Origin of the sequence: Paraburkholderia fungorum (genome assembly GCF_046026025.1) — a bacterium.
GTDB classification, from domain to species: Bacteria; Pseudomonadota; Gammaproteobacteria; order Burkholderiales; family Burkholderiaceae; genus Paraburkholderia; species Paraburkholderia fungorum_E.
Genome location: NZ_JAQQFL010000029.1, coordinates 28,680 through 52,393 on the forward strand (window position 1 = coordinate 28,680; position 23,714 = coordinate 52,393).

Annotated in this window: 16 protein-coding genes and 1 pseudogene; 8 read left to right on the top strand and 9 right to left on the bottom strand. The window is 60.9% G+C overall.

Annotation, left to right across the window (positions count from 1 at the left end; genetic code table 11):
- Positions 1-209 precede the first annotated feature (209 nt).
- The 4 genes from PQR67_RS27130 (at position 210) to PQR67_RS27145 (ending at position 5,435) form a co-directional block, all read left to right on the top strand.
- The gene (locus PQR67_RS27130) at positions 210-1,571 is read left to right on the top strand and encodes a tetratricopeptide repeat protein (protein ID WP_408465923.1); all 1,362 of its coding nucleotides are present in this window, start codon (positions 210-212) and stop codon (positions 1,569-1,571) included.
- A gap of 488 nt (positions 1,572-2,059) precedes the next feature.
- Positions 2,060-3,178, top strand: coding sequence for an alanine dehydrogenase (gene ald, locus PQR67_RS27135; protein WP_408465924.1), 1,119 nt, complete (start codon positions 2,060-2,062; stop codon positions 3,176-3,178).
- Between the two features lie 276 nt (positions 3,179-3,454).
- A complete protein-coding gene (locus PQR67_RS27140; protein ID WP_408465925.1) occupies positions 3,455-5,023 on the top strand; it encodes a flavin monoamine oxidase family protein in 1,569 nt (522 codons plus the stop codon).
- The gene (locus PQR67_RS27145) at positions 5,016-5,435 is read left to right on the top strand and encodes a c-type cytochrome (protein WP_408465926.1); all 420 of its coding nucleotides are present in this window, start codon (positions 5,016-5,018) and stop codon (positions 5,433-5,435) included. Before PQR67_RS27140 ends, PQR67_RS27145 begins: the two co-directional genes overlap by 8 nt.
- A gap of 107 nt (positions 5,436-5,542) precedes the next feature.
- On the opposite strand, the gene PQR67_RS27150 is transcribed toward PQR67_RS27145, so the two are convergent.
- From PQR67_RS27150 to PQR67_RS27180, 7 genes are all read right to left on the bottom strand, one after another.
- Positions 5,543-7,177: a D-alanyl-D-alanine carboxypeptidase/D-alanyl-D-alanine-endopeptidase gene (locus PQR67_RS27150; RefSeq protein ID WP_408465927.1), complete on the bottom strand. Its 1,635-nt coding sequence runs from the start codon at positions 7,175-7,177 to the stop codon at positions 5,543-5,545.
- A 48-nt stretch (positions 7,178-7,225) separates the two neighbouring features.
- Complete coding sequence (locus PQR67_RS27155) at positions 7,226-8,467, bottom strand: serine hydrolase domain-containing protein (RefSeq protein ID WP_408465928.1); 1,242 nt, start codon at positions 8,465-8,467, stop codon at positions 7,226-7,228.
- Positions 8,468-8,813: 346 nt separating this feature from the next.
- Positions 8,814-9,452 carry an HAD family hydrolase gene (locus tag PQR67_RS27160; protein WP_408465998.1) on the bottom strand — a complete coding sequence of 213 codons (639 nt, stop codon included), beginning with the start codon at positions 9,450-9,452 and terminating at the stop codon, positions 8,814-8,816.
- Positions 9,453-9,488: 36 nt separating this feature from the next.
- Positions 9,489-11,951 carry a DNA-binding protein gene (locus tag PQR67_RS27165; RefSeq protein ID WP_408465929.1) on the bottom strand — a complete coding sequence of 821 codons (2,463 nt, stop codon included), beginning with the start codon at positions 11,949-11,951 and terminating at the stop codon, positions 9,489-9,491.
- Positions 11,952-12,134: 183 nt separating this feature from the next.
- Complete coding sequence (locus PQR67_RS27170; protein ID WP_408465930.1) at positions 12,135-13,691, bottom strand: T6SS phospholipase effector Tle1-like catalytic domain-containing protein; 1,557 nt, start codon at positions 13,689-13,691, stop codon at positions 12,135-12,137.
- A gap of 66 nt (positions 13,692-13,757) precedes the next feature.
- Positions 13,758-15,683: a potassium transporter Kup gene (locus PQR67_RS27175; RefSeq protein ID WP_408465931.1), complete on the bottom strand. Its 1,926-nt coding sequence runs from the start codon at positions 15,681-15,683 to the stop codon at positions 13,758-13,760.
- A gap of 246 nt (positions 15,684-15,929) precedes the next feature.
- Positions 15,930-16,736, bottom strand: coding sequence for a helix-turn-helix domain-containing protein (locus PQR67_RS27180; protein WP_408465932.1), 807 nt, complete (start codon positions 16,734-16,736; stop codon positions 15,930-15,932).
- A gap of 155 nt (positions 16,737-16,891) precedes the next feature.
- Here PQR67_RS27180 and PQR67_RS27185 point away from each other — a divergent pair, with 155 nt between their 5' ends.
- Both PQR67_RS27185 and PQR67_RS27190 read left to right on the top strand, forming a co-directional pair.
- On the top strand, positions 16,892-18,019 hold the full coding sequence (locus PQR67_RS27185; RefSeq protein WP_408465933.1) for a DmpA family aminopeptidase: 1,128 nt from the start codon (positions 16,892-16,894) through the stop codon (positions 18,017-18,019).
- A gap of 48 nt (positions 18,020-18,067) precedes the next feature.
- Complete coding sequence (locus tag PQR67_RS27190; RefSeq protein WP_408465934.1) at positions 18,068-19,177, top strand: polyamine ABC transporter substrate-binding protein; 1,110 nt, start codon at positions 18,068-18,070, stop codon at positions 19,175-19,177.
- A gap of 96 nt (positions 19,178-19,273) precedes the next feature.
- On the opposite strand, the gene PQR67_RS27195 is transcribed toward PQR67_RS27190, so the two are convergent.
- A complete protein-coding gene (locus tag PQR67_RS27195; RefSeq protein WP_408465935.1) occupies positions 19,274-20,056 on the bottom strand; it encodes an ABC transporter substrate-binding protein in 783 nt (260 codons plus the stop codon).
- On the opposite strand from PQR67_RS27195, the gene PQR67_RS27200 reads away from it, so the two are divergent.
- Complete coding sequence (locus PQR67_RS27200) at positions 20,046-20,363, top strand: hypothetical protein (RefSeq protein ID WP_408465936.1); 318 nt, start codon at positions 20,046-20,048, stop codon at positions 20,361-20,363. The genes PQR67_RS27195 and PQR67_RS27200 overlap by 11 nt on opposite strands.
- A 606-nt stretch (positions 20,364-20,969) precedes the next feature.
- On the top strand, positions 20,970-22,511 hold the full coding sequence (locus tag PQR67_RS27205) for a hypothetical protein (RefSeq protein ID WP_408465937.1): 1,542 nt from the start codon (positions 20,970-20,972) through the stop codon (positions 22,509-22,511).
- Positions 22,512-22,616: 105 nt separating this feature from the next.
- On the opposite strand, the pseudogene PQR67_RS27210 reads toward PQR67_RS27205, so the two are convergent.
- Positions 22,617-23,705: pseudogene (locus PQR67_RS27210) on the bottom strand (SEL1-like repeat protein); the annotation flags it as partial.
- Positions 23,706-23,714: the final 9 nt, after the last annotated feature.

Genomic DNA, 23,714 nt, shown 5'->3' on the forward strand with positions numbered 1-23,714 from the left:
CTTAAGCGCTCCCTGCTCGACGTGCCGTTATCGTCATTCTGTACGTACTGCCTATGGATATAGGCGACTTGAAGAGTCTGTTCAAGCACTATCTGTTATCCATGACACGCGTGCGTATTTGACACGTGATAGACCATCGCCTACTTTAGAGAAGCTGCCGTAAGCGCAATCGCCGTCGATCGAAGAACGAAAGCTCTCCGGAGACCACAATGCCAGTCCCTACCCAGGATCCGTTCTCCCGTGGTGGCAAGACCGTGTTTCGTCGCCGGCAAGTGAAAAAGCGGCCGTCACGCACAATTCCGCAAATCGCGAAGCGGAAACTGCTGCCTTGGGTAACCCTCGTCCTCGGCTTTCTCCTGGGAGTCGGGGTCATCGTTTCAATACTCGAGGGTATCTATCAGCCGGATGGATTCACGATCACTACGATAGACGTACCGAAAACGCTTCTGGAACGTGGCCTTTCTTCGACCGCTGTTTCTGAACGATTGAGCGACAACATACAAAAAATCGTCGCCGATGCTTCGCAGCAACTTCAGGGGCCGCCCAGAGAACCCCCTGATATTACAATTCCCACCACGGGCATGTCGACCCAGAAGCTCGTAGCATGGATAAATTCCTACCTCCCCGAAAGCTGGCACCATTCAATAAATGGAGAAATTATCTCCAACGACTCATCAGGCCAGTCGTTCACCGTTGCCTTCCGAATGAATGGAAGGGCATTGCGAAAACAGACCATATATGCAAACGATATAAACACCGGTCTCGATCATGCGATGCGGCAAATTTCCATGGACATAATGGAGAAGATTGACTTATATCTGGTCACAACGGCTCTCATCGTAGATAGCAAATATTACGAAGCCGAGGACCGAGTGGACGAGATACTGTCTACCTATCCGCCGGATAGCCGAAAAATCCAGGCTGCCTGGAATCTGAAAGGTTATCTTGCCGAAAAGCGTGGGGACATCGTTGCGGCCAAAAAATACTACCGCATCGCAAACACCTCGACATCGATGGACAACCTCGCTGGCATCGAATTGAATGAATGCATGAAGGATTCGGAAAAATGCGATATTGACGAGATACAGAGCATTTACCAAAAGGCGGTGGATCTCAAGCCAGAATCGGCTTATGCGCATTACGCACTAGGAAACTATCTCTATCAAATCGGCTTCGAGATGTGCGACAGCGCGAAAAGAGATAGCGTATATCTTCAGTCTGAGAACGAACTCTCCAAGGCCATTCATCTGGATGGGACAGATGCAAACGCCTACGCCGGAATGGGGTTGATCAATTATTTTAAATATGATTCTTCCGGGCGCTCTGTATCGCTGGGCTATCTTGCGGCGGCCGTTCGACGAAACGCAACAGACGATAACCGGAAGAGTCAACTGACACTCCTTAGGATCATCGAACAGGATCCGAGGGTGAAATTGTTTGCGGCGCGAAACCCGGAGGACAACATGATAAGAAATGTCGCGGCTCGCGACAGCGCGTGCGCAACTAGTGAATCCGGAGCGGGCGCAGTCGCGTCGGCCCGTGGGCAATCTGCAGCCCTTCATGTGCCTTGACTGTCTCTTCGGGTTGCGTACTTTCGCAGGAAATGGGTGTCAGCGTAGCGCCGGGAGACAGGGAGAAAACAGGGAGAAGACATCGAGAAAGCAGGACTAGATACATACCCTTAGTCCTGCGATGTAAGGTGTTGGACACACCTCGCTGTATTCAGGTGTTTCAACCAAATTTCACCACAATTACATTAACAACCCCTACCACGCCGCCGATAGTATTGTGGAAATCACTACTCGTAGCAGGACTTAGCACCTACGTCACGCTCGGTTTCCGCACGCATCCCGTTCCGATGCTACCCCTCACATCCTTCTGCTTGGCAGGCGCCCGGTGATGGCGTCGCCAACTGGTGAATTCGGGTAGTCGGTGGCTCCTGCCGCCTGCATGCGTTAGCGTCGTCGGCGCCTCCCTCGCCAACGCTCTCCGCTCGTGCTGAGCGTCTGAGGAATCAGAACATTTCGCGGCAGACCGGCAGTCCCATCCAGGAGGCAATATGCACATAGGCGTTCCGAAGGAGATCAAGAACCACGAGTATCGTGTCGGACTCACGCCGTCTTCCGTGCGAGAGATCGTCGCGCACGGACACAGCGTGGACGTCGAGACGGGTGCTGGCGCAGGCATCGGCGCAACGGACGACGCGTACCGCGCCGCGGGCGCGCAGGTTGCGTCCAGCGCAGAAGCGGTGTTTGCCGCTGCCGACATGATCGTCAAGGTGAAAGAGCCCCAGGCGCCCGAGCGTGCGATGCTGCGCCGAGGACAGATTCTTTTCACCTATTTGCACCTCGCGCCCGACCCCGAGCAGTGCGCCGATCTTGTCCGGAGCAACGCGATCTGCATCGCCTATGAGACTGTCACGCAACGCGGCGGCGGACTGCCTCTGCTCGCGCCCATGTCCGAAGTGGCGGGCCGCATGTCGATTCAGGCGGGCGCGTTCAGTCTGGAACGCGCGCACGGTGGCAAAGGCATCCTGCTCGGCGGCGTGGCCGGCGTGCCCTCCGCGAAAATTGCGATCCTCGGCGCCGGCGTGGTCGGCACCAATGCCGCGCAGATGGCTGTCGGCACCGGTGCGCAGGTCGTCGTAATCGACCGCAATGTCGATGCGCTGCGACGCATGGACCGGCTGCTGGGTGCACGCGTGATCACCGTGTATTCGAATCAGGACAACATCGAACGATACGTGCTCGATGCCGACCTCGTGATCGGCGGCGTGCTCGTGCCCGGCGCCACTGCGCCCAAGCTCGTCACGCGCAAGATGGTTGATGCGATGAGCCCCGGCTCCGTTATCGTCGATGTCGCGATCGACCAGGGAGGATGCTGCGAAACAGCGAGGCCCACCACTCACGCGGACCCCACGTACAAAGTTGGCGAAGTCGTCCACTACTGTGTCGCAAACATGCCTGGCGGTGTGCCGCGCACGTCCACCTATGCGTTGAATAACGCGACCCTTCCCTTTGTTCTGCAAATCGCCGACCAGGGCTGGCGCAAGGCGCTTACCGACGACGAACATCTGCGTCGTGGCCTGAATGTCGCGTTCGGCAAGGTGACCTGCCCCGAGGTCGCCGAAGCCCTGGGCTACACCTGCGAGGATGCAGTCGCCGTCGTCACTGAATAGCAAAAACATCGAGGCGAAGCGCGGGCGGCGTAGCCGGTCGCGCTCTCGAGTCAACCTGGTGGCGAAATTCGCCCCCTGTCAGCCGTCCGGGTAACCTGGTAACGGACAGTCGCACGTGGTGACGAGAAACGGTTCATAGTCTAAATTCGTCTTAAGCCCAATGTCAGCGGAAACAGGCTCATCCCTTTGCGATCCGGGATGCCTCTGATTTCGTTTGCCATCGTTTCTCTCCAGTCGGGGCACCACGTCCTTATGTCGAGAATGACCACACATGCGATGAGCCGCCGGCACCTGCTGACGCTGATCGGCAAGAACCTCGGCGCGGCCGCCATGATGCAAGGCATGGACACGCTTGGGTTCGCCGCTGCCTCGACCTACGCCGGACCGATCAGACTCGATGGCGCACCGAAAGGAACGCGAATTCTCGTGCTCGGTGCGGGCATGGCCGGCCTCGTCGCGGCCTTTGAGTTGAGGAACGCGGGGTACCACGTGCAGGTGCTCGAGTACAACCATCGCGCGGGTGGTCGGGCCTGGACTGTCCGGGGCGGTGATCGCTATACGGAACTCGGCGGCGCCACCCAGACCTGTGATTTCGCGGACGGGCTTTATCTGAACCCAGGGCCGTGGCGCATTCCGTATCACCACCAGGGCGTACTCGACTATGCAAAGCGCCTGAAGGTCCCGCTCGAGCCTTTCATTCAGGTCAATTACAACGCATATCTCCATTCGACGAACGCTTTCGGTGGCAAGCCGCAACGATTCCGGGCGGTGCAGACCGACTATCAAGGCTATGTCGCCGAACTGCTTTCGAAAGCAATCCACAAAGACGCACTCGATGATGCGTTGTCGGTCGAAGATGCGCATCGCCTGCTCGAATCCCTGCGCCAATGGGGTGCGCTCGGTCGGGATGGTGCCTACCAGGCGAGCCGGCGCAGCAGTGAGCGCCGCGGATTCGCGACCCCGGATGGGGGTGGACTGATGCCCGGAGCCGTGCCGTCCGAACTGCTCCCGCGAGACCAGTTACTTGCATCGCGTTTGTGGCAATGGCTCTCGTCTGGAAATGAGCAGGATTTTCAGAGCACCATTTTCCAGCCCGTCGGCGGCATGGACAGGATAGCCCATGCGCTTTATTCGCAGGTCGCAAGCGCTGTAGTGTTCAACGCCAGAGTCACGGCCATCGCGCAGGACGAGCAAGGTGTCACGGTGCGCTATACCGATACGACCACCCGGACCGAACGAAACGCGCACGCGGATTGGCTGGTGTGCACCATCCCACTCTCGATTCTGAGCCAGATCGACATGGCGGTCGGCCCGGCCATGCGCGCCGCGATCGATGCGGTGCCCTACGAGACATCGGTGAAAATCGGCTTGCAATTCGGCCGGCGATTCTGGGAGGAAGACGAGCAGATCTACGGTGGCATCACGTATACCAACCTGCCGATCTCGACGATCGGCTATCCGGCAACCGGTTACGGATCGGCCGGTCCTGCGGTGCTGCTCGGCGCTTATATGTGGGGACCCGCCAGCTATGAGATGGGTGCGCTGCCCCCTGCCGAACGGATCGCGGTGGCATTGAGCCAGGGCAGCCAGATTCATCCACAGTACGCCCGCGAGTACCAGAACGGCTTCGCGATGAGCTGGAGCCGATCGCCGTTCACGAATGGCTGCTTCGCTGCATGGACGGATGCGTTGAGAGAAGCGCACTACGCGAACCTCTGTCAGATCGACGGACGGATCGTCCTTGCCGGAGAACACGCTTCGCATATCCCCGCATGGCAGGAAGGCGCCGTGCTCTCGTCGCTGGATGCGATCACCCGGCTGCATCGGAGAATCGTCAATGGATAGGCCGACGCTGATCCTCCGCGCGACGCTGATGGCCTTGCTGATAGGAAGCGCGACGTTGCCGGCTCGGGTCGCGGCACAGGACGCCCCGCGAACCTTCACGATTTCACCGGGCTACCGCTTCACCGAAAAAAGCGGCGAAGCGCTTTACAACGCTACCTGCGCGGGATGCCATATGCCGGATGGAAAAGGCGCACAGGGCGCGGGCCACTATCCGGCGCTCGCTGGCAACCCGGCAGTCGAAGCGGCACCCTACGTCATCCTCAACGTGCTGCACGGCCGAAAGGGGATGCCATCGTTTGACGACGAGATGAATGACGATCAGGTCGCTGCTGTTGTCAACTACACGAGAACCCATTTCGGCAATCGATTTACCGGAAGTGTCACGCCGAGCCAGGTGAGAAGTCTGCGCTGAGTTCGGGTGGAATGGCTCGCCAACCGCCGCAAATCAAGCACGGCATGGACGACCGGGCGCACGACCGACGGCAGTTCATCATCTATTCGACATACTGAGCGGCGATGCTATTGGAGCTTCCAGAGCATCGCCGCAATCGTGCCTTCGTCCTGGAAAACGTTCAGCACGTCCGCGATGTCCGTGATCGCGACATTGTTCACCGTCAGAAAGAACACGATCCGGCGGCCGCTCTGCGCGTCGATATACCCGGCGAGTGCCTGCGCTTTCAGGATCGGCGTTTTGGGCGCGGACGGGTACACGCCGACATAGGTGCCCGTTTTCGCATGCACCTGGCCTTTCGCGCCCGCCAGCGTCGCGTCGGCTTCGAAATTCGTGATCGTGGTGAGCGATCCATCCACGCCCAGCGTGGGCATCGAATCGAAATACGTCGCAAAATCCGGCTCCGAGCGCATGCCGCGCAGCATCGCAATGACGGCTACGCCATTCGCGGTTGTGTCGCCGCCACCGCTTCCGTCGATGAAGTGATACTGGCCCGGCGAAATGTTGAACGTCGACGCCAGTTCGCTCTGTTCCGTCGCGAGCGAGGCGGCCATCGTCGTCGAACCGTTCTTCGCGAGCCCGAACAACATCAGGGTCACGTCGGCGCCGATGTTGTAGCTGACTTTATTCACGTACCGGACGTCCTGCGCGAACGGTGCGGACGTGAGTTGCGCCACCTGCTGCGCGCTCGAGTACGAGCCTTGCGTGGGCAACAACTGCACCGGGTTGGCCGCAACGGGCGCCGCCGTCACCGTCACGCCCGCGCGCGCCAGCGCCTCGATGAATACCGTGCGCGCGTAGTTGGACGGCTCGGTCACGCGAAACGTGCGGATCAACGGATACGCATTGGTCGGAAACGGCACGAGACCCGCCGGCACGTTGCCGCTCACATTGCCCACGCAATTCGGCGACCCGATGCACAGCGGAGGCTCCGGATTGAGCCCGATGGCCAGCGCCGACGTCGCACTGCCAGTCGTCAGTGTCGATTGCACGACGAACGCCGCGGACTTCGGACGCCAGTCGAATGGAACGGCCGAGCCTTCCGCGCTCTGATCGAGCGTGACATCGACCAGATCGTCGTTGACGAAGATCGGCCGCACATCGAACTCCTCGCGGAAATCGAACGGTTCAAAAAGACGGTCGTCGATCGCGACATCGCCGTTGATCGTCTTGATGCCCGCGGCGGCCACCTGTGCCGCAAGGGCGTTGTACCCGGCAAGCGGGTCGGGTGTGGACAGCACCGCATTACCCAGGGAATTGGCTTCGTTGTGATCGAAGGTGGTGAGTGCAATCGTGCCGTCAGGATTGGCACGGCCGCCCATCGTCAGATCGCCGCTCGCCACCAGAATCAGATTGCCGTTGAGCGTGCCGCTCGCGTCGACCGTGCCCTGCCGGTAAACCGGTGTGACGAACTGGTGCTGTGCGCCGAGTGCATTGAGCGCGTTGCCGGTCGAAAAGACCTTGCGCACCGAGGCAATGAACATCTGTGCGCTGGAGTTCAGATCGTAGATCACGTGCCCGGAATCGAGGTCGACCACCTGCATCGACCAGCTCGCATTGCTGTAGGCGGGCTTTTGCATCACCTGCATGATCGAATCGGGGACCGCCGTACTCGAATTGACCGACCCATCGCACGACACCAGAAGAACCGCAGTTGCAATCACGGCCCAGCGCTTGCACTGCCGGTTGATTGTCGCGTTCATCGCAGGTCTCCAGATTCGATTTATCTTTTGCGATTCGGAAGGCTCGGATCAAGGCCTACCCTCGTCCGGCACTTCCGCAGCCTTGCTGAGCTCTCCGATCAGAATTTGCGCGATCACATTGGCGGGGGCGCGTCCATCAGGCGATTCAGCGCTTGTAGTCCATGTGATGATGGTGGTTTGCGTCGTCGGGTCGTATCCCATGAACGTGTTAAAGCCGGGAATCTCGCCGGTGTGTCCATAGAACGTGCCGAACTTGGCGAGGCCGAGGCAGTAACTCGCGGAGTTCGGGTCCGACGGTGCGACCGGCGTGCAACTGGCCAGCCGCTTCGCCTGCATATCGGCATTCAGATAGCCGCCGCCGACCATCCGCTGGACGTAGGCGGCCAGCTCCGTCACAGTCGATATGCCGGAGCCCGCCGTCCAGGCCCACGACGTGTTCACGCCGGTCACATCAGTGGGCTGCAGCGTGCCGTTCTTCGCAGCCGCCTGGAGTTCGGGGGACAGTGCCGAGCTCGTAGCCGTTTCGGCGTTCGTGCCCCACTGGTAGCCGTGCGGCGCCGGCGCTGGCAGCGACGTATCGTTCTGCGGCGGCATGAAGGTATTGGTTAGACCGAGCGGCGCGAAGAGGCGTGCTTCCATCGCGTCGGCGGCGCTCATTCCCGTGAGTTGCTCGATGATGAGTCCGAGCAGCACGGTATTCGTGTTCGAGTAGCCAAAGGCCGTGCCCGGCGCAAAATCCTCCGGCTGGCCAAACGCGATGCTGAGCAATTCATCAGTGGTCCACACTTTGTTCGGCTGCGCATCGAGTGTCTGGTTAAAGGTGAGATCTCTCGAGTAGTTGTAGAGTCCGCTTTGCATCGACAGGAGTTGCTCGATCGTGATCGCGCCGCCGTTGGGCACATTTGCGATGAACTTGCTGACAGGGTCACTCAGATTCAGCTTGCCCTCCTGCACCAGTTGCAGAATTACCGTGCCGGTCCAGGTCTTGGTCACACTGCCGACGCGAAAGTGCGCGTTGGTCGGAATTGGCGTGTTGGTGCCTCGCACCGCGGTGCCGAACGATTCGAGCCAGTTACCGCTCGGCGATTGGACGTAGACGACGGCGCCGGCCGTCAGCGTGTCTGTGAGCAGTTGATTGATCTGCGGGCGGGCTGCCGTGACATAAGCCGGCTCGCCGGACAACGAGCTGCCGCCACACCCGGAAAGAGGGAGTCCGATGACCAGTGCGAGGGCATGTACGTAGATTGCGAACGCAGACTTCGGTTGTGAACACAAGCGGGAGAGAGTCATTGATTTTCCCGTTTCGATCGTGCCGCAATGCCTTCCCGAAAGCGAATCGACAGGTGACTTGCCTCTGCTCACCAAGCACGTCGAATCGCCGACGCGTCAACCGTCCGATAAAGCCGCGCGGCGCTGCAATGCCTGAATGGCAGTGCAGCGGCTTTACCGCTTTCAGTTTCTCGCTAAGCAACTATAGGATGTAGTACGCGTGTATGAATGCAATTGATGCAAACATTGCGATTCGGGAAAGGAAATTTGACTGAAAAAGGCGATTTCAGCGTGACGTGCACGCACTGAAAGAAACTTAAGCAATGCGACCGCCAAATGGCGACACTGATGCGCCTTCATTCCCCCGCTACTCGTCGATGGAATGCATTTCACCATGACCGCGCAGCCAGCCATGATCAGCAAGCGCAAGCATTTCTTTGTCGCCTCGACTATCGCCATACGCATGGAGCACACGCGGCGGCTCGTTGCCGAACCATTGTTGCAATCTCCGCACTTTTTCTGCTCCCCAACAGTTCGGCGAAGCGAGGCGCCCGGAAAAGCGATCGTCACGAAACTCGAGCTCGGTTGCAAGTACAGCGTCGAATCCCGCCCCCCTGGCCCAAGCTCTTAGATAGAGCGCCGGGGACGCGCTCACCAGCACGAGTTGGTGACCATGCCGCTTATGCTCCTGGATTCTCTCGACCATTTCAGGTCGGATAAGGGCCGACAATCTATGCTCCACAAATTGCCGCGCAGCGTCCTCCAGTTTTGGCCGTGTCATTGCACCGATCGTCGCTGCAAGAAAATGCGCTTTCGCGACGCCCCGGTCGGACATACCGATCAGCATGCGGGCCATCCATGGTGCCGAGCGAATCGCACCGTAGACGAACCGTGGATTACCGACCGTATACTGGACAAAATCACGCAGACTGTCCAATACGGTGATGGTGCCGTCAAAATCAAAGGCGGCAACCACCCGCCCCCCGCTGGATGGAGATCTATCCAGATTCGCGGTATTGCGTTGGTTTGTTGAATCCGCCAATCAACGCTCGACTTTCGACATCACTGCCGTCGTCGGGTCATACCGGTAGCCCTTTTGCGAAAGCCGCTCGGCCATCGTCGCGCCGATAAGCTTCTGCTGCGCATCCCGCGATATCAACTCGCTATCCGGCTTGAAGCGCTCGAGTTCAGACGAAAGCTTGCGAATGAGCGCCACTTCCCCTGTGCTGCGTGAGTCGATGAACAGGAGTTTCTCGTTGGCCGAGCCGAGTCGGTCCTTGAGATCCTTCGCGTGCGTCACCCACTGTTCAGCAATGGCGCGAAGCTCGTTAAAAGCCTTCTCATGCGCTTTGGCCTGCGCCGCGATCTGGCGTTGCAACTCGGCGATTTCTTCCGCTGAAGCAGATTCGGACGCCTGATTGGCAAGTTGATGACTGCGCCGCGCTTCTTCCGCGCGAGCCTTCTCGACTTCTGCGAGACGCTGCGCCAACATCGCCGCGTGCTGTTCGGCGGCCTCTGCCCGTTCCTTTGCAGTAGACGCATCCTGTGAAATCTGGGCCAGTTCAGCGATCGCGGCCGCCTTCGCCGCCGTCATTGCGCTGACCTGCTCCCTCGCCTCCTCGAGTTCACGGGCAACACCTTGCAGTTCATTGCGCTGAACCGACGCTTCGCCGCTCCGTTCAGCGCTTGCCTGACGCTCCGCTGCAAGCGTGCTGCGCGCCTCACCCAGTTCAGCCTCGATCGCAGCGAACCGCGCCAGGCTTTCACTCGCCTGCGCGGTAGCCGCTTCTGCGCGCGATGACGCCGCGTCGGCCTCCTGTGACCATCGTTCCGCGTCGGCCGACTTCGCCTGCTCGACTTCTGCGAGACGTTGCTGCAACGTCGCCGCATGCTGTTCCGCGGCCTCTGCCTGCGCCTTGGCCGTAGAAGCGTCTTGTGCAACCCGTGCCAGGTCAGCGCTCGCAGCAGATGCCTCTTGCGAGACACGCACCAGCTCAGCATGTGTGGCAGAAGCATCCTGCGAAACGCGGGCAAGTTCAGCATCCGCCGCCGCTTTCGCGTCAGTCATCGCGCTAACCTGCTCTCGCGCCGCCTCAAGCTCCCGACTCACACGCTGCAGTTCGCCAAGTTGAGCCGACGCTTCCTCGTTCCGTGCTGCGCTCGTCTGACGCTCTGTTGCAAGCGCGAAGTGCGCCTCATCCCGTTCAGCCTCCAATGTGGCGGCCCGCGCCAGGCTTTCGCTCACCTGCGTGGCAACCGCTTCTGCACGCGAAGACGCCGCGCTCGATTCCTGGGCCCACCGTTCCGCTTCGGCCGACTTCGCCTGCTCGACTTCCTCAAGTCGCTGCGCCAACGTCGCGGCGTGCTGTTCCGCGGTTTCTGCCCGCTCCTTCGCGGCAGACGCATCCTGCGCAACCCGGGCCAGTTCTGCACTCGCTGCAGATGCCTCTTGCGAGACTCGCGCCAGTTCAGCATGCGCGGCAGACGCATCTTGCGAAACCCTCGCGAGCTCGGCATCCGCCGCCGCTTTCGCGTCAGTCATCGCGCTCACCTGCTCCCGCGCCGCCTCAAGCTCCCGGCTCACGTGCTGCAATTCGTCGAACTGAATCGCGGCTTCTTCGCGACGCGCTGCGCTGGTCTGGTGCTCCGCTTCAAGCGCGTGACGCGCCTCATCCCGTTCAGCTTCCAGTCCGGCGACCCGCGCGAAACTCTCGTTCGCCTGCGCCGTAGCCGCCTCCGCGCGCTGTGACGCCGCGCTCGCCTCCTGCAACGCTTTGTCCGCTTCGGCCGACTTCGCCTGACAGTCGAAGCCGAGCGAGCCGATCTCCTGCCGAGCCTCGTCGAGCTCCTGCTTCATCCGCGCGATTTCGTCGTTCTGGTTCGACACAGCAGCGGCCAGTTCCTCACGCGTCGTGCGCGCCTCGTCAAGTTCCGCCCTGGTGTGCTCCAGCGCGGCCTGTTCCACCGACACGCGCTGCGCCAATTCCTCGGCTCGCGCCTCGCCGGCTTCGGCGCGGCCAGTGGCGGCTGCGAGTTCCGCGGTGAGACGCGCGGATGTATCTTCGGCGGCGCCCAGCGCGTTCGTCAGCGCAATGTGCCGCTCACGCTCGGCCGTCACTTCTTCGGCCGACTTCTGGTACTCGAGTAAAACCTCGTCCCATTCCGCACGAACTGCGTCGATCTGCTGGTTCACGGCACTCAGATGCTGACTGATCGCCCTGTCAGCGTCTCCCTGAGCGGCCATCCAGAGCCGATCCGCAGCATTCATCATGGTTTCGGCAAGATGCGCCGGCAAGCCGGCCTGCACCTGCACAGGCGGCATAGCGGATGCAACGGGTTGCCGCGCTTCGCGCCAGCGTTGCAAGGCCGCCGCGATGGCAACGATCGACCCGCCGGGAATCTCCGGCCAAACGGTCACTGGGGAAACTTTCCTGCCGTCCTCGACCATGCGATCCGCGATTGCCGCGACCCGTTCATCCGTGGTTGTGTCTGCGTCCGTGAACATAAGCGCCTCAAAGCTCAATGTGGCTTGCCAGAAAAAAGAGTACCCAATACGTTACTCTATTCGAGCGTATTCCCGATGAAAGGACTGTAGGTTTGCTTATACCGCGCGGACCAGCAGGTTCGCGGGTTCAGTAATGGCGGTCACAAAGGCCACGTCATCGACGCCTGACAAATGCCTGACGCGTCATGATGGTTGACCTGATCCAAAGCCTCCCGGTGCCGTTGCAGGCGCGGTCAGGTCTTCGTCTGAAGGCGTGTATGCCGCCGCTTTGCCGGCCGGCATACCCGTCGACTCGACAATCTCAACCCGCAGACTGCCTTGATTATTCCAGTACGCCCAACTGGCGTCGTTGGCAAAGCAATACAGGTAGCCCGAATAGGGAGCCCTGATCTCCACCTCTTTGCCAATTCTGAAGTAGAAGGGTTGAGGCGGCTCGCCTGCCTCGTCAGGTTCCCCGGGATATGAAATTGCACCGCAGAGTTCGAACCAGTTCGCCCCCTTGACCCGCCTGGTCCAGGCAAACAGGCGCTGCAGCCAGTTACCCGGCGTTCCTTCCGCGCCGGACGCGCTGTCCCCGTCCAGCCACGTCTGACCTTCAGGCACCTTGAACCGGTAGCGCACCCCTTCCTTCATGAAGATACCGGTCCAATTCCACAACGGGCTGGCGAAAACCCGCACCTGGACCGGCACCGCCGGGTTTATGTTGGGTCGATAGGGCGCCTGAAAGATGGGCGGACTCGCCTGCCGCGCCAATGCCAGCTCCGAGATCGACTCAGAACATATTCGTGAGCCCTTCGCCAGATGCGGAAAGGCCCGCGGACGAAAGCCGATTTTCCGGTAGAAGCCAGTGAGTGAGTTGTGGAGAACGCCATGGACCGCGGAGAGCGACAACGGGTCCGCATGCGCTAACTGCTTCAGCATGTCTGACTGGAACACCGCGCCACACTGCGCGGCCTCGGAAATCATCCATTTGAGCGTGGCATCGGACAGGCCGGTCTCCTTGTAGCCACCGCCAACGTCGGCGTGGACGCCCGGGAACCACACTTGCGTCACGCGCACCGGATCGCAGCCATCCGCGTCGGTCCACAAGGTCGGAAAGAAGTTGTTCCGCTGCTCATCAATGGCAAGCGCTTGTACCGCGCGTTCGACCTCGGGCGAAAGCCGCGTGTCATGAAATTCGAAACGCTGTCTGCCGAGACCGAATAGCTCCGCAATTTCGGGGACGCCGAGCGCGCCCACCGTCTCCCACACCCCAAGGAAACGAATGGGCGGCGGCTTGCCATGCGCGAGGCGGAACCGCTCCTGCCGGCTGATGTTTGCCGGCATTTTTGGGTCGAGCCGGTACAGGTTCCACGCCTCTTTGACCAGCGCCCAGGTTGCCGCGTGAGGCAGCCCACAGTGATGCAACATGCCCACCAGGCTTCGCGCCGTGAACGCGCCGCGAGAGAAGCCGATCACGAAGATTTCAGACCCTTCTTCGTAGTGATCGGACAGCCACTTGTACGCGGTTCGAATGTCACGGGAGAGGCCAAGCCCCAGCGCACCGTCGACGATCCGACGCACCCGGCCTTCGTTCGCGCCGATGCCGACGTGATAGTACCGGAGCTGCTCGACGCCCTCTTCACCGTGATCGCTTAAGGCGTTGAAAAAGCGAACGACGTTGGTTGGAACAGGCACCCCCTGGAACTCGTCGCTATCCGAGTTCCATGTGCCGTCACAACAAACGAAAAGTCTTTTCATGTTTGTGGTCCTTCTCGTCCTTCCCGTCCCGCGAGACCTTCATCACGCAGTGCAACAACTGTCACCTCATAGTTCGACCCGTGAGCCCAGCTCGATCACCCGGTTTGAGCTCAACTTGAAATAAGCCGCAATGTTGCCGATATTGTGCGCCATCACGCTGAACAGTCGTTCGCGCCACACCGGCATACCCTTGCCGCCGGTTGCCACCACGGTGGCATGACTGAGGAAATAGGACACCTGCGCCGGATCGACCACCAGGCCTTTCGGCTCGCAGTCGCGCAACGCTTGCGGCAGGTTGGCCTCGTCCTTGAAGCCGTAGGCCACGAGGATGCTGTGGCAGTTGTGGCCCAGCGGCGTGATTGTCACGCGCTGCTCGCGCGGCACATAGGGTACATCCCGATTGATGACATGCACGAACAGCACGCGCTCGTGCAGCACGTGGTTGTGCTCCAGGTTGTTGACCAGCGCGTGTGGCACAGTGTTGGGGTCAATGGTCAGGAACGCGGCGGTGCCGGGCACGCGTATCGTTTCCTTCGCGAACAGGCAGTCCAGGTATTTGTCCAGCGGCAACGCGCCGGCATGGACGCTGGCCTCTTCGATCATCAACCCACGGCCACGGTACCAGGTGGACATGATGACGAACATGATGGCGCCCAGCAGCAGCGGGAACCATCCGCCATCCACGAACTTGAGCAGATTGGCCGAGAAGAATGCGAGGTCGATGAGGAAGAAAAAGCCGGTGGCGAGCACGCACAACAACCAGTTGTAGTGCCACGCGTAACGCACCACGTAGAAGGTGAGGAAGGTGGTGATCATCATGGTGCCCGTTACGGCGATACCGTAGGCCGAACCCAATGCCGTGGAAGAACCGAAACCCAGCACGGCGCCCACCACCGCGATCAGCAGCAACCAGTTGATCGCGGGTACGTAGATCTGGCCGACCTCGCGTTCAGAGGTGTAGACGATACCCATGCGCGGCATGAACCCGAGTTGCATGGCCTGCTTGGTCATCGAAAACGCGCCGCTGATCACCGCCTGCGACGCGATCACGGTCGCTACCGTGGCCAGCACCACCATCGGGAACAGCGTCGCCGACGGGAACAGGTGAAAGAAGGGGTTGTCCACGGTCTTGGGGTCCGACAGCAGCAGCGCGCCCTGGCCCAGGTAATTGAGCGCCAGCGCGGGCAGCACCAGAGCGAACCACGACAGGCGGATCGGCGGCGCGCCGAAGTGGCCCATATCGGCATATAGCGCCTCGGCGCCGGTCAGCGCCAGCACCACCGCACCGAGCGAGACGAAGGCTCGCCAGCCGTTGCGCAGCAAAAATTCGAGGCCGATGAACGGATTGAAAGCGTCCAGGATGGCCGGCGCGCGGCCGATGGTCAGCAGTCCCGTCACCGCGATCACGCCAAACCACAGCACCATCACCGGCCCAAACACCGCCCCGATGCCGGCCGTGCCATGCCGCTGCATCAGGAACAGGGCGATCAGCACGACCAGCGCGATCGACACCACGTAGGGCTTGAGCAGCGGCTCCGCCACTTGCAGTCCTTCCACGGCGCTGAGCACCGAGATGGCCGGCGTAATGACGCCGTCGCCGTAGAACAGCGCCGCGCCGAACACACCGGCCAGCAGCAGGCCGTTGCGCAGGCGCGGCCGGTCCATCACCGAACTGGAGGCCAGCGCCAGCAGCGCCATGATGCCGCCTTCGCCGTGGTTGTGGGCGCGCATGATCAGCGTCACATACTTGAGCGTCACCACGATGATCAGCGACCAGATGATGAGCGACACCACGCCCAGCACGTTGAAGCGGTTGAGCACGAGCCCGTGGCTCGAGTCGAATACCGTGCTCATGGTGTAGAGCGGACTGGTGCCGATGTCGCCGAACACGATACCGATGGCGGCCAGCGCCAGTTTGGGCATCGACCCGTGACCCCTTTCTGCGGCATGGCCGCCCTGGTCGCCCGCTTGCGGGCCTGAAGACGATTCCATGAATGGCTCCTTCTCAGTGAGTGAGGGCCCCCGCCAACGATTTTTGCGCCGTCCCGAGCGCCTGGTGGCCCGTCGCCTGCTTTGAGCTAAACAACGGCCTGCCTATCGATAACAGCGTATAAAAAAAAGGGCGCGTTTCAAAGCACTCCTGATACGGATATCCATGAATGTCGGCTGGCGCCTGCATCGGGCGGGATCCGGCGAGGTCGCTCGTTTTCTGCCGTCATGGGTTGGAGCCCGTTCGCCTTAGCCTGCTTCCGGGTCTTCACCCATGATGAGTAGAAATAGCGTCGCCTGGGATGAGATGTTCAGCTTCCTGTAAAGATTGCGCCGATGGACCTTCGCGGTGGCCGGTGAGACGCCGAGTTGCCTGGCCATATTCTTGGTCGAATGACCGGCCAGAATCATCAGCGCGACTTCAATCTCGCGATTGGTCAGCGACGTATTGGAACGCTTGCGCAACGCCTGTTCGAAGTGAAGGCGCCGATCGGTTCCTGCGGGTGAGCTCACCGGTGGCGGCGGGAGTGCCGCTGTTTGTGCCGACAGCGCGTGGCACATCAACGGAAGCAACCATGCGCCGTAAAGGCAAAGGGTGCCGATTTCAGTGGAGCTAAAGCGGCGTTCGCTACCCAGCGACACGGACAATGTTCCGCCCGTGGGTAGCGGAGTCAAAAACTGGACCTCGTCTTCCAGTACGTTCACCGAAAAATAACGGCGAAAGTATTCGGTTTCCCTGAAATGATCGGGCGCCACTTCGTCGAGGCAATACACACCCGGACTGATCGGGCCCAGGCTGAACTGATAGAAAGGGTCTAGTAAGTAGACGCTATTCAAATACCCTTTGAACAGTTCGTCGTGCGGCGTGCGCGCCTGGATTTCCGCAATCAACTGGGGCGTTCCGTTGGGCCAGAAGATCACGACCACCCAGTTGTCGACGTGGACCACTTTGCGCAACAGATCGATCAACGCATGCCAGAACTGTTTGTCGTCGAGTTTTTCGACAAGACGTCCAAGCCGCTGATGAAATGCGACGTCCGATACTTCAAGCTGCATGCCGGTCTCCCCCTCTACCCCCAAGAGGGTAGGCCGCATTATCGTTCTAGCCCTTCGGCCTGATTTTCACTCGCCGCGCCCCACCCTACCATCTCCGTACCCCGACGCATGCGCGTCGACAGGCTTGCTCGCAACGAGCAACACAGGAGAACAGTATGGGTATCAGAGACATCGGTGTTCGAGTGGGTCAAGGCACGCCCGGCCCCTTTAACGCCATCACCGACGTGCAAGGCGTAAGAGTCGGTCATCGTACCCTGGTCGAAAATCGGGCAGACGCTTCGATTCGAACCGGCGTGACGATCATCGAACCGCGCCCTGGCATCGCGCGGTTCGAGCCTTGTTTTGCCGGGTGTCACGTGCTCAACGGAAACGGCGATGCCACCGGCCTGGAATGGATACGCGAATCCGGCCTGCTGACCACGCCCATCGCCTACACCAATACGCACAGCGTCGGCGTGGTTCGCGATGCACTGGTCGCCGCCGAACGCGCATCGGTCGGCAATAGCCAGTACTGGTGCATGCCGGTGGTGCTGGAAACCTTCGATGGGGTGCTGAACGACATCTGGGGCCAGCATGTCACCGCGACGCATGTCCACGAGGCGCAGTCGCAGGCCCGCAGCGGCCCGGTCGCCGAGGGGTCGGTCGGGGGCGGCACCGGCATGATCTGCCATGAATTCAAAGGCGGCATCGGCACGGCCTCACGCAAGCTCGCAGCAGAGGACGGCGGCTGGACCGTCGGCGCGCTGGTCCAGGCGAACTACGGCCGTCGCGACGCACTGCGTGTCGCCGGTTATCCGGTGGGCGAAGTGCTGCGGGATCTGCCGTCGCCATTCGACAGACGTCAGGCGGGTGTGCCCGGAATGGGGTCGATCGTGGTGACGCTGGCAACCGACGCGCCGCTGCTTCCGCATCAGTGCGAGCAGCTTGCCCGACGCGCAGGCGTTGGACTGGCCCGGGTGGGCGGCGGCACCGAATATTCCAGCGGCGACATTTTCATCGCCTTCTCGGTAGGCAATCGCGGCATACCGCCGGCGGATTACGGCAAGGCAAGCGAACCCGTTATCAATCTGCGCAGCGTTAGCCACGATTTCATTTCTCCGCTATTCGTTGCGGCGGCGGAAGCGGTCGAAGAGGCCATTCTCAACGCGCTGGTTGCGGCAGAAGACATGCGTGGACGAGGCGTTCATGTTCCCGCGCTCGGCACCGCCCGGCTGCTGGAAGCACTGGAACAGGTCGGCTGGCGCCGCGGTGCCGATCAGACGAACCGCCCGTTCGCTGACTGACGCGTCTTCCCCTTGCATGAGTTCCTTCATTAAAACCGAAAGGTCACTATGACATCCCGCCATCTCATCACTGTCGTCACCGGCATCCTCGCAGCATCGGGGATGCTCGCGGCAACCGCAAACCATGCCAACGCGGAAGAACTGAATGTCTACAACTGGTCGGACAATATCGCCGACGACACCGTGTCGGGGTTCGAAAAGGAAACCGGGATTCACACGCGATACGACGTCTATGACGGCGACGATACGTTGCAAGCAAAGTTGCTAAGCGGTTCATCGGGCTATGACATCGTGGTGCCGTCGTCCAGCTATGCCGGCAAGCAGATTGAAGCGGGTGTGTACCGGAAGCTCGACAAGAGCAAGATTCCAAACCTCGCCAATCTCGACCCCACACTCATGAAGATGCTTGCGTCGGCCGATCCGGGCAATCAATACACCGTGCCCTGGTCATGGGGAACCGACGGCATCGGCTACAACGTCACGAAAGTGACGCAAATATTGGGCAAGGACGCGCCCTACGATAGCTGGGATTTGTTGTTCGATCCGCAATATGTGTCGAAGCTGAAGACCTGCGGCGTTTCCGTGCTCGATTCCGCGGAGGACGCATTCTCGGTTGGGTTGATTTACCTGCATAAGGATCCCAATAGCACCAATCCGGCGGATTATCAGGCCGTGTATAAGCTGCTCAAAACAATTCGCCCGTACATCACCCAGTTCAATTCTTCCGGCTATATCAATGATCTGGCTAACAACGATGTCTGCATCGCGCTAGCGTGGTCGGGCGACGTCGGGATCGCCAAGCGGCGCGCGGAAGAGGCCCACCGCGCCTATGAGATTCGCTACGTCATTCCCAAAGGCGATGGCGTGCTGTGGTTCGATCTGATGGGGGTTCCTAAAGATGCGCCTCATCCGGAAGCCGCGATGCAATGGATCAACTACATCCTTCAGCCCAAGGTTAGCGCGGCGATTACCAATCAGGTCTTCTATCCAAACGCTAACGCCGCTGCGCGTGCTTACGTGAAACCGGCCATCCTCGATAACGAAGCGGTCTACCCGCGCGGTGAAAAGATGAAATCGCTCGTCCTGTCATTGCCTTTGCCGGCCGATATCCTGCGTCTTCAAAACAGGCTATGGACGCAACTGAAGTCCGGACGATAACGTTGGTGCGGATCGGGCCGCGCAAGCGGCCACTGCGCATGAACGCCGACGACAACCCGACTCGCCGCTCGATCGCGTGAGTCGGCCGGGTTGTCCTCACTGACCGTAGACGTCGAAGTCGAAGTACTTTTTCGCGATTCTGTCGTAGGTGCCGTCCGCGCGAATGTCGGCGATCGCATGGTCGATCTTCGCCTTCAGGTCGGTATCTTCCTTGCGCAAACCGATCGCGGTGCCGGTTCCCAGCGTCTTCGCATCGTAAAGCGCATTGCCGGCGAACGCGAAGTCCTTGCCTCGCGGTGCGCGCAGAAATCCGACCTCAGCCTGCACGGCATTCTGCAGCGATGCGTCGATACGCCCCGCTATCAGGTCCGAGTAGACGAGATCCTGATCCTGATAGGACGAGATCACCGCGCCAGCCGGCTCCCAGTACGTCTTCGCATACGTTTCCTGGATCGAGCCCTGCTCGACGCCGATTCGCTTGCCTTTTAGCGCTTCCGGCGTCGGCACGATCGTCGAACCCTTCTTCGCGACGAGGCGTGTCGGGATACGGAATACCTTCGACGAGAACGCGATCTGCGTCTGACGCGCGGGCGTCATTGACATCGTCGACAGCACGCCGTCGAACTTGCGGCCTTTCAGTGCGGGAATCATCCCGTCGAAGGCGTTTTCAACCCACACGCATTGTGCGTTCAGACGGCGGCAGATCTCATTGCCCAGATCGATATCGAAGCCGACGAGCTTGCCATCAGCGGCTTTCGATTCGAACGGCGGATAGCTCGCGTCGACACCGAACCGCACGGTTGACCAATCCTTCGCGATGGCGCTGCCGGACGATACGGCGAGCAGCGCAATCGTCAGGGTTGCAAGCATGGATTTCATGTTTTTCCTTTCATCGTTCTTTAAAGACATGCGCGGCGTGAAGGAACAACGGCAGACGTGCGGTCAGCACGCGGCCATGCCGGGATCGCTTTCCAGGGCCTTATCCGGCGCGCGGAGCCCGACATTCGACCTGAATCCTCCCGCCCTTACAAATGCATTAAACAAATCACTTCATGCAGTTGATGCATACATTGAAGCTGCGGCGGTGTTCGAAAACTGCGGCGGCGGCGTAAATCCAAACGCGCGTTTCCAACACGCGGCTCGATACATCGGACTCCATATTATGATGAATCGAACTTTTGTCTGAACTATCTGTGCCGCACGATAGCGTAACGGCAAGGTTACGTTCGATGTGGTGGGAACACGTAACGTCCTGGACGTAACATGCGCCGTTCTGTTCCGTCATTGTGTTTCGCACTCCATCTGGTCTATCGCATCCAGCAAGGCCGCGCGCCACTAGACGCCAGTCATGCCGACGCTATCAATACGCGAATCGTGCCTCGCTGTGTCGCCGTCGCATTGGCTCGGAACTTGCAGCGGCAAAATGCCCGAGCAAGCCAACTCCGAGCATGGCGCTACCGTAGCCGGCTCCAGAACTAAACGAAGGCGACGCACACACACGCGGTGTCGGGCTTAAAGCAACCGTTTTTGCAAGACCGATCAGCGGTTTTCCGGGGGCACTGATTACACCTTTGACCAATCAGGACGCGATTTCATCGCGAAAGGACTAATCATGGCTCCCTTCAAACGCACTCTAGTTGCGTCGGCAAGCGCACTCGTATGGTGGTCACTAGCCACGTCGGCACACGCTGGAGATGTCACGTCCACTCCGCCTACCTCAATGACGCAAGGCGGCGGATGGATGACCACCGGGCAACCGGGATCGGGATTCTCATGGACAGGAGGAAACGGCATGCCCACCGGGTGGACCGGCAGTGGGTCCGGTGTCAGTAGTGGGTCTGGTTTTGGCGGTAGCACGACCTGGGGCGGTGTGACGGTTTCCGGCTCGGGGTACGGCGGCGGTTTTGCGGGTGGCGGCCTTGGTGGTTATGGCGGCGGTTACGGCGGCGGTTCTGGAGACGGCGGCTCTGGTGGTTCGGGCGGTGGGAACGGCGGTGGATCTGGGAATGGTGGACACGGTGGCTCTGGAGGCTCTGGAGGCTCTGGAGGTTCCGGTGGCTCTGGCGGCTCCGGTGGCTCGGGTGGCTCGGGTGGCTCCGGCGGCTCGGGTGGTGGGAACGGCGGAGGTTCCGGAGACGGCGGCAATGGTGGCTCCGGCGGCTCGGGTGGCTCTGGAGGCTCCGGCGGTTCCGGTGGCTCGGGCGGCTCGGGCGGTTCTGGAAACGGCGGCCACGGCGGTTCGGGTGGTGGGAACGGCGGCGGTTCCGGAGACGGCGGCAATGGTGGCTCGGGCGGCAATGGTGGCTCCGGCGGTTCAGGAGGTTCCGGCGGCTCGGGTGGCTCTGGGAACGGAGGTCACGGCGGCTCGGGTGGTGGAAACGGCGGCGGTTCCGGTGACGGCGGCAATGGTGGCTCGGGCGGCAACGGTGGCTCCGGCGGTTCAGGAGGCTCGGGCGGCTCGGGTGGTTCTGGAAACGGCGGCCACGGCGGCTCGGGTGGCGGATACGGCGGTGGCTCCGGTGACGGCGGCAACGGTGGTTCGGGCGGGAATGGTGGCTCCGGCGGTTCGGGCGGCTCAGGCGGTTCGGGTGGCGGATACGGCGGCGGATCTGGAAACGGCGGTCACAACGGCGGCGGCTCCAACGGAGGAGGCTCCGGCAACGGCAGCGGCAACCAGACCACCAGCGGTCTCCTTGACCCGATCCTGAATCTGGTCGTCAGCGTCGGCGCCGTTAGCGTGCCTATTCTGCCAATCACCGTGGGGAACAACAGCGGCAGCGGAAACGGCAACGGCGTGGGCAACGGCGCGAACGGTGGTTCAAAGGGCGTTACAGGCGGATCGAGCGGACATAGCAACGGTGGTCTGCTGGCACCTGTAACCGCGTTGCTCGGCGGACTGTCGTTGGGCTCGGTGAGCGGCGGCTCGCAAGGCAGCAGCGGTCCCCTCGCACCGGTGACCACCCTGCTCGGCGGACTAACCGGCACCCTGGGAGGCGGCACCTCGCAAGGCAGCGGTCCTCTCGCACCGGTAACCACCCTGCTCGGCGGACTGACCGGCGGCCTCGGAGGCGGCACCTCGCAAGGCGGCGGTCTTCTCGCACCCGTGACCACCTTGCTCGGCGGACTGACTGGCGGCCTGGGAGGCGGCACCTCGCACGGATCGTCGTCAAACTCCTCGAGCAGTCCGGTGGCGCCACTGAACAACCTGGTCGGGACACTCACAGGCGTACTCGGTGGCACAAGCGGCGGCTCGTCTCCACTCGCTCCGTTGACGAACCTGCTCGGCGGCCTCACGGGTGGACTCGGCGGCGGGACCACGCCGCCCAAGCACTAACCGCGCAACGCGTGGTGCCCCCAAAACACCACGCACGCGACAGCTTGGGTGCAATAGAAAGCAACCTGCCGGACCTGACCAGCATCATAGTTTTGCGATGTCAGGCCCGGCCCGCATCTGCGTGCCCAGCACCACGCGCGCCAGCTTCGCCGGCTCGCCTACATGGGAAGTCTTGCTGGCCGCAGCCGGGAGCGGCAGGCCCGTCGTCGGGTCCAGATTCTTCTGCTTCGCCAGCCGGTTGATCAGTTTATCTGACGGTTGTGGCGGAATCTGCGCCTGCTTCTTTTCCCATTCGAATGTGCCGTCCCATGTCGGCAGTGGTGCAGGGGGCAGCGGAACGATTCTGTCTATATCGGGAACCGTCGGCTTGCTCAACTGGTTGTCAGCAAGAAAATCCCATATCAATTTATAGCGGCGCGAGCGCTCCGGATCTTTGGAAAGGTCAAGAAAGAAGCCTTCATCCGCCGCGGGGGGCGCCAGGAAGGATTTCTCAAGGATCATGGCCGATACACTGTTCCCCGCAGCCACGCCTTTCTGGTATGTCAAAGTGGCGGCTGAATATAATTTATCATCTTGTAGATCCACACCTAATTCCAACGCCGCCTTTCCATGCCCTTGATCAGTTGCGCATTGCCGCATCTGTCTGGCAATATCTGGCGCCTTGTCGAGGGGAGCCAATAAGTCGGCAACGTAGTACTGCGCATCCGCATTGCCCAGATCCGCCGCCTTGCGGATGTACTTCAGCGCCATCTCCCTGTTCTGCTTCAGGCCATATCCGGAATTCAGGTAATAGCCAATGTCGTAGTAACCCGTCGGAATCCCCTGCTTGACCAGTTCGGTCGCCCATTCAACAGCCTCACGCGCAGCGTCCGGTGAACTCGCCATCCCCTGCGACACCAGTTGCTGCACGTTATGGTTCGCCTTGTAATGGCCGTGTGCCGCCGCAATGCGGTAGTAACGCGCCATCTCGTCGAAGTCCTTCGGACCATCCCGCGTCTGCAGATACCGGCCGTAACGGAACAACGCATCCGCATCCGGATTGAGCGTCGGCAGACGGTCGGCCTCGTGGGTGCAGGTGAACGCCAGGTTGACGCGGACACCCTCCAGCGCCGACGCGCCAGGCAACGCATCACCCCGGTTCGAACAGCCGCTCGCCAGTACAACGAATAATGCAACCAGTACGGGATATCTCATCGGTTCGCC

Coding starts and splice junctions, on each gene's coding strand:
- PQR67_RS27130 (WP_408465923.1), top strand. CDS start 210: ATGCCAGTCCCTACCCAGGATCCGTTCTCCCGTGGTGGCAAGACCGTG.
- ald (WP_408465924.1), top strand. CDS start 2,060: ATGCACATAGGCGTTCCGAAGGAGATCAAGAACCACGAGTATCGTGTC.
- PQR67_RS27140 (WP_408465925.1), top strand. CDS start 3,455: ATGAGCCGCCGGCACCTGCTGACGCTGATCGGCAAGAACCTCGGCGCG.
- PQR67_RS27145 (WP_408465926.1), top strand. CDS start 5,016: ATGGATAGGCCGACGCTGATCCTCCGCGCGACGCTGATGGCCTTGCTG.
- PQR67_RS27150 (WP_408465927.1), bottom strand. CDS start 7,177: ATGAACGCGACAATCAACCGGCAGTGCAAGCGCTGGGCCGTGATTGCA.
- PQR67_RS27155 (WP_408465928.1), bottom strand. CDS start 8,467: ATGACTCTCTCCCGCTTGTGTTCACAACCGAAGTCTGCGTTCGCAATC.
- PQR67_RS27165 (WP_408465929.1), bottom strand. CDS start 11,951: ATGTTCACGGACGCAGACACAACCACGGATGAACGGGTCGCGGCAATC.
- PQR67_RS27170 (WP_408465930.1), bottom strand. CDS start 13,691: ATGAAAAGACTTTTCGTTTGTTGTGACGGCACATGGAACTCGGATAGC.
- PQR67_RS27175 (WP_408465931.1), bottom strand. CDS start 15,683: ATGGAATCGTCTTCAGGCCCGCAAGCGGGCGACCAGGGCGGCCATGCC.
- PQR67_RS27180 (WP_408465932.1), bottom strand. CDS start 16,736: ATGCAGCTTGAAGTATCGGACGTCGCATTTCATCAGCGGCTTGGACGT.
- PQR67_RS27185 (WP_408465933.1), top strand. CDS start 16,892: ATGGGTATCAGAGACATCGGTGTTCGAGTGGGTCAAGGCACGCCCGGC.
- PQR67_RS27190 (WP_408465934.1), top strand. CDS start 18,068: ATGACATCCCGCCATCTCATCACTGTCGTCACCGGCATCCTCGCAGCA.
- PQR67_RS27200 (WP_408465936.1), top strand. CDS start 20,046: ATGGATTTCATGTTTTTCCTTTCATCGTTCTTTAAAGACATGCGCGGC.
- PQR67_RS27195 (WP_408465935.1), bottom strand. CDS start 20,056: ATGAAATCCATGCTTGCAACCCTGACGATTGCGCTGCTCGCCGTATCG.
- PQR67_RS27205 (WP_408465937.1), top strand. CDS start 20,970: ATGCCCACCGGGTGGACCGGCAGTGGGTCCGGTGTCAGTAGTGGGTCT.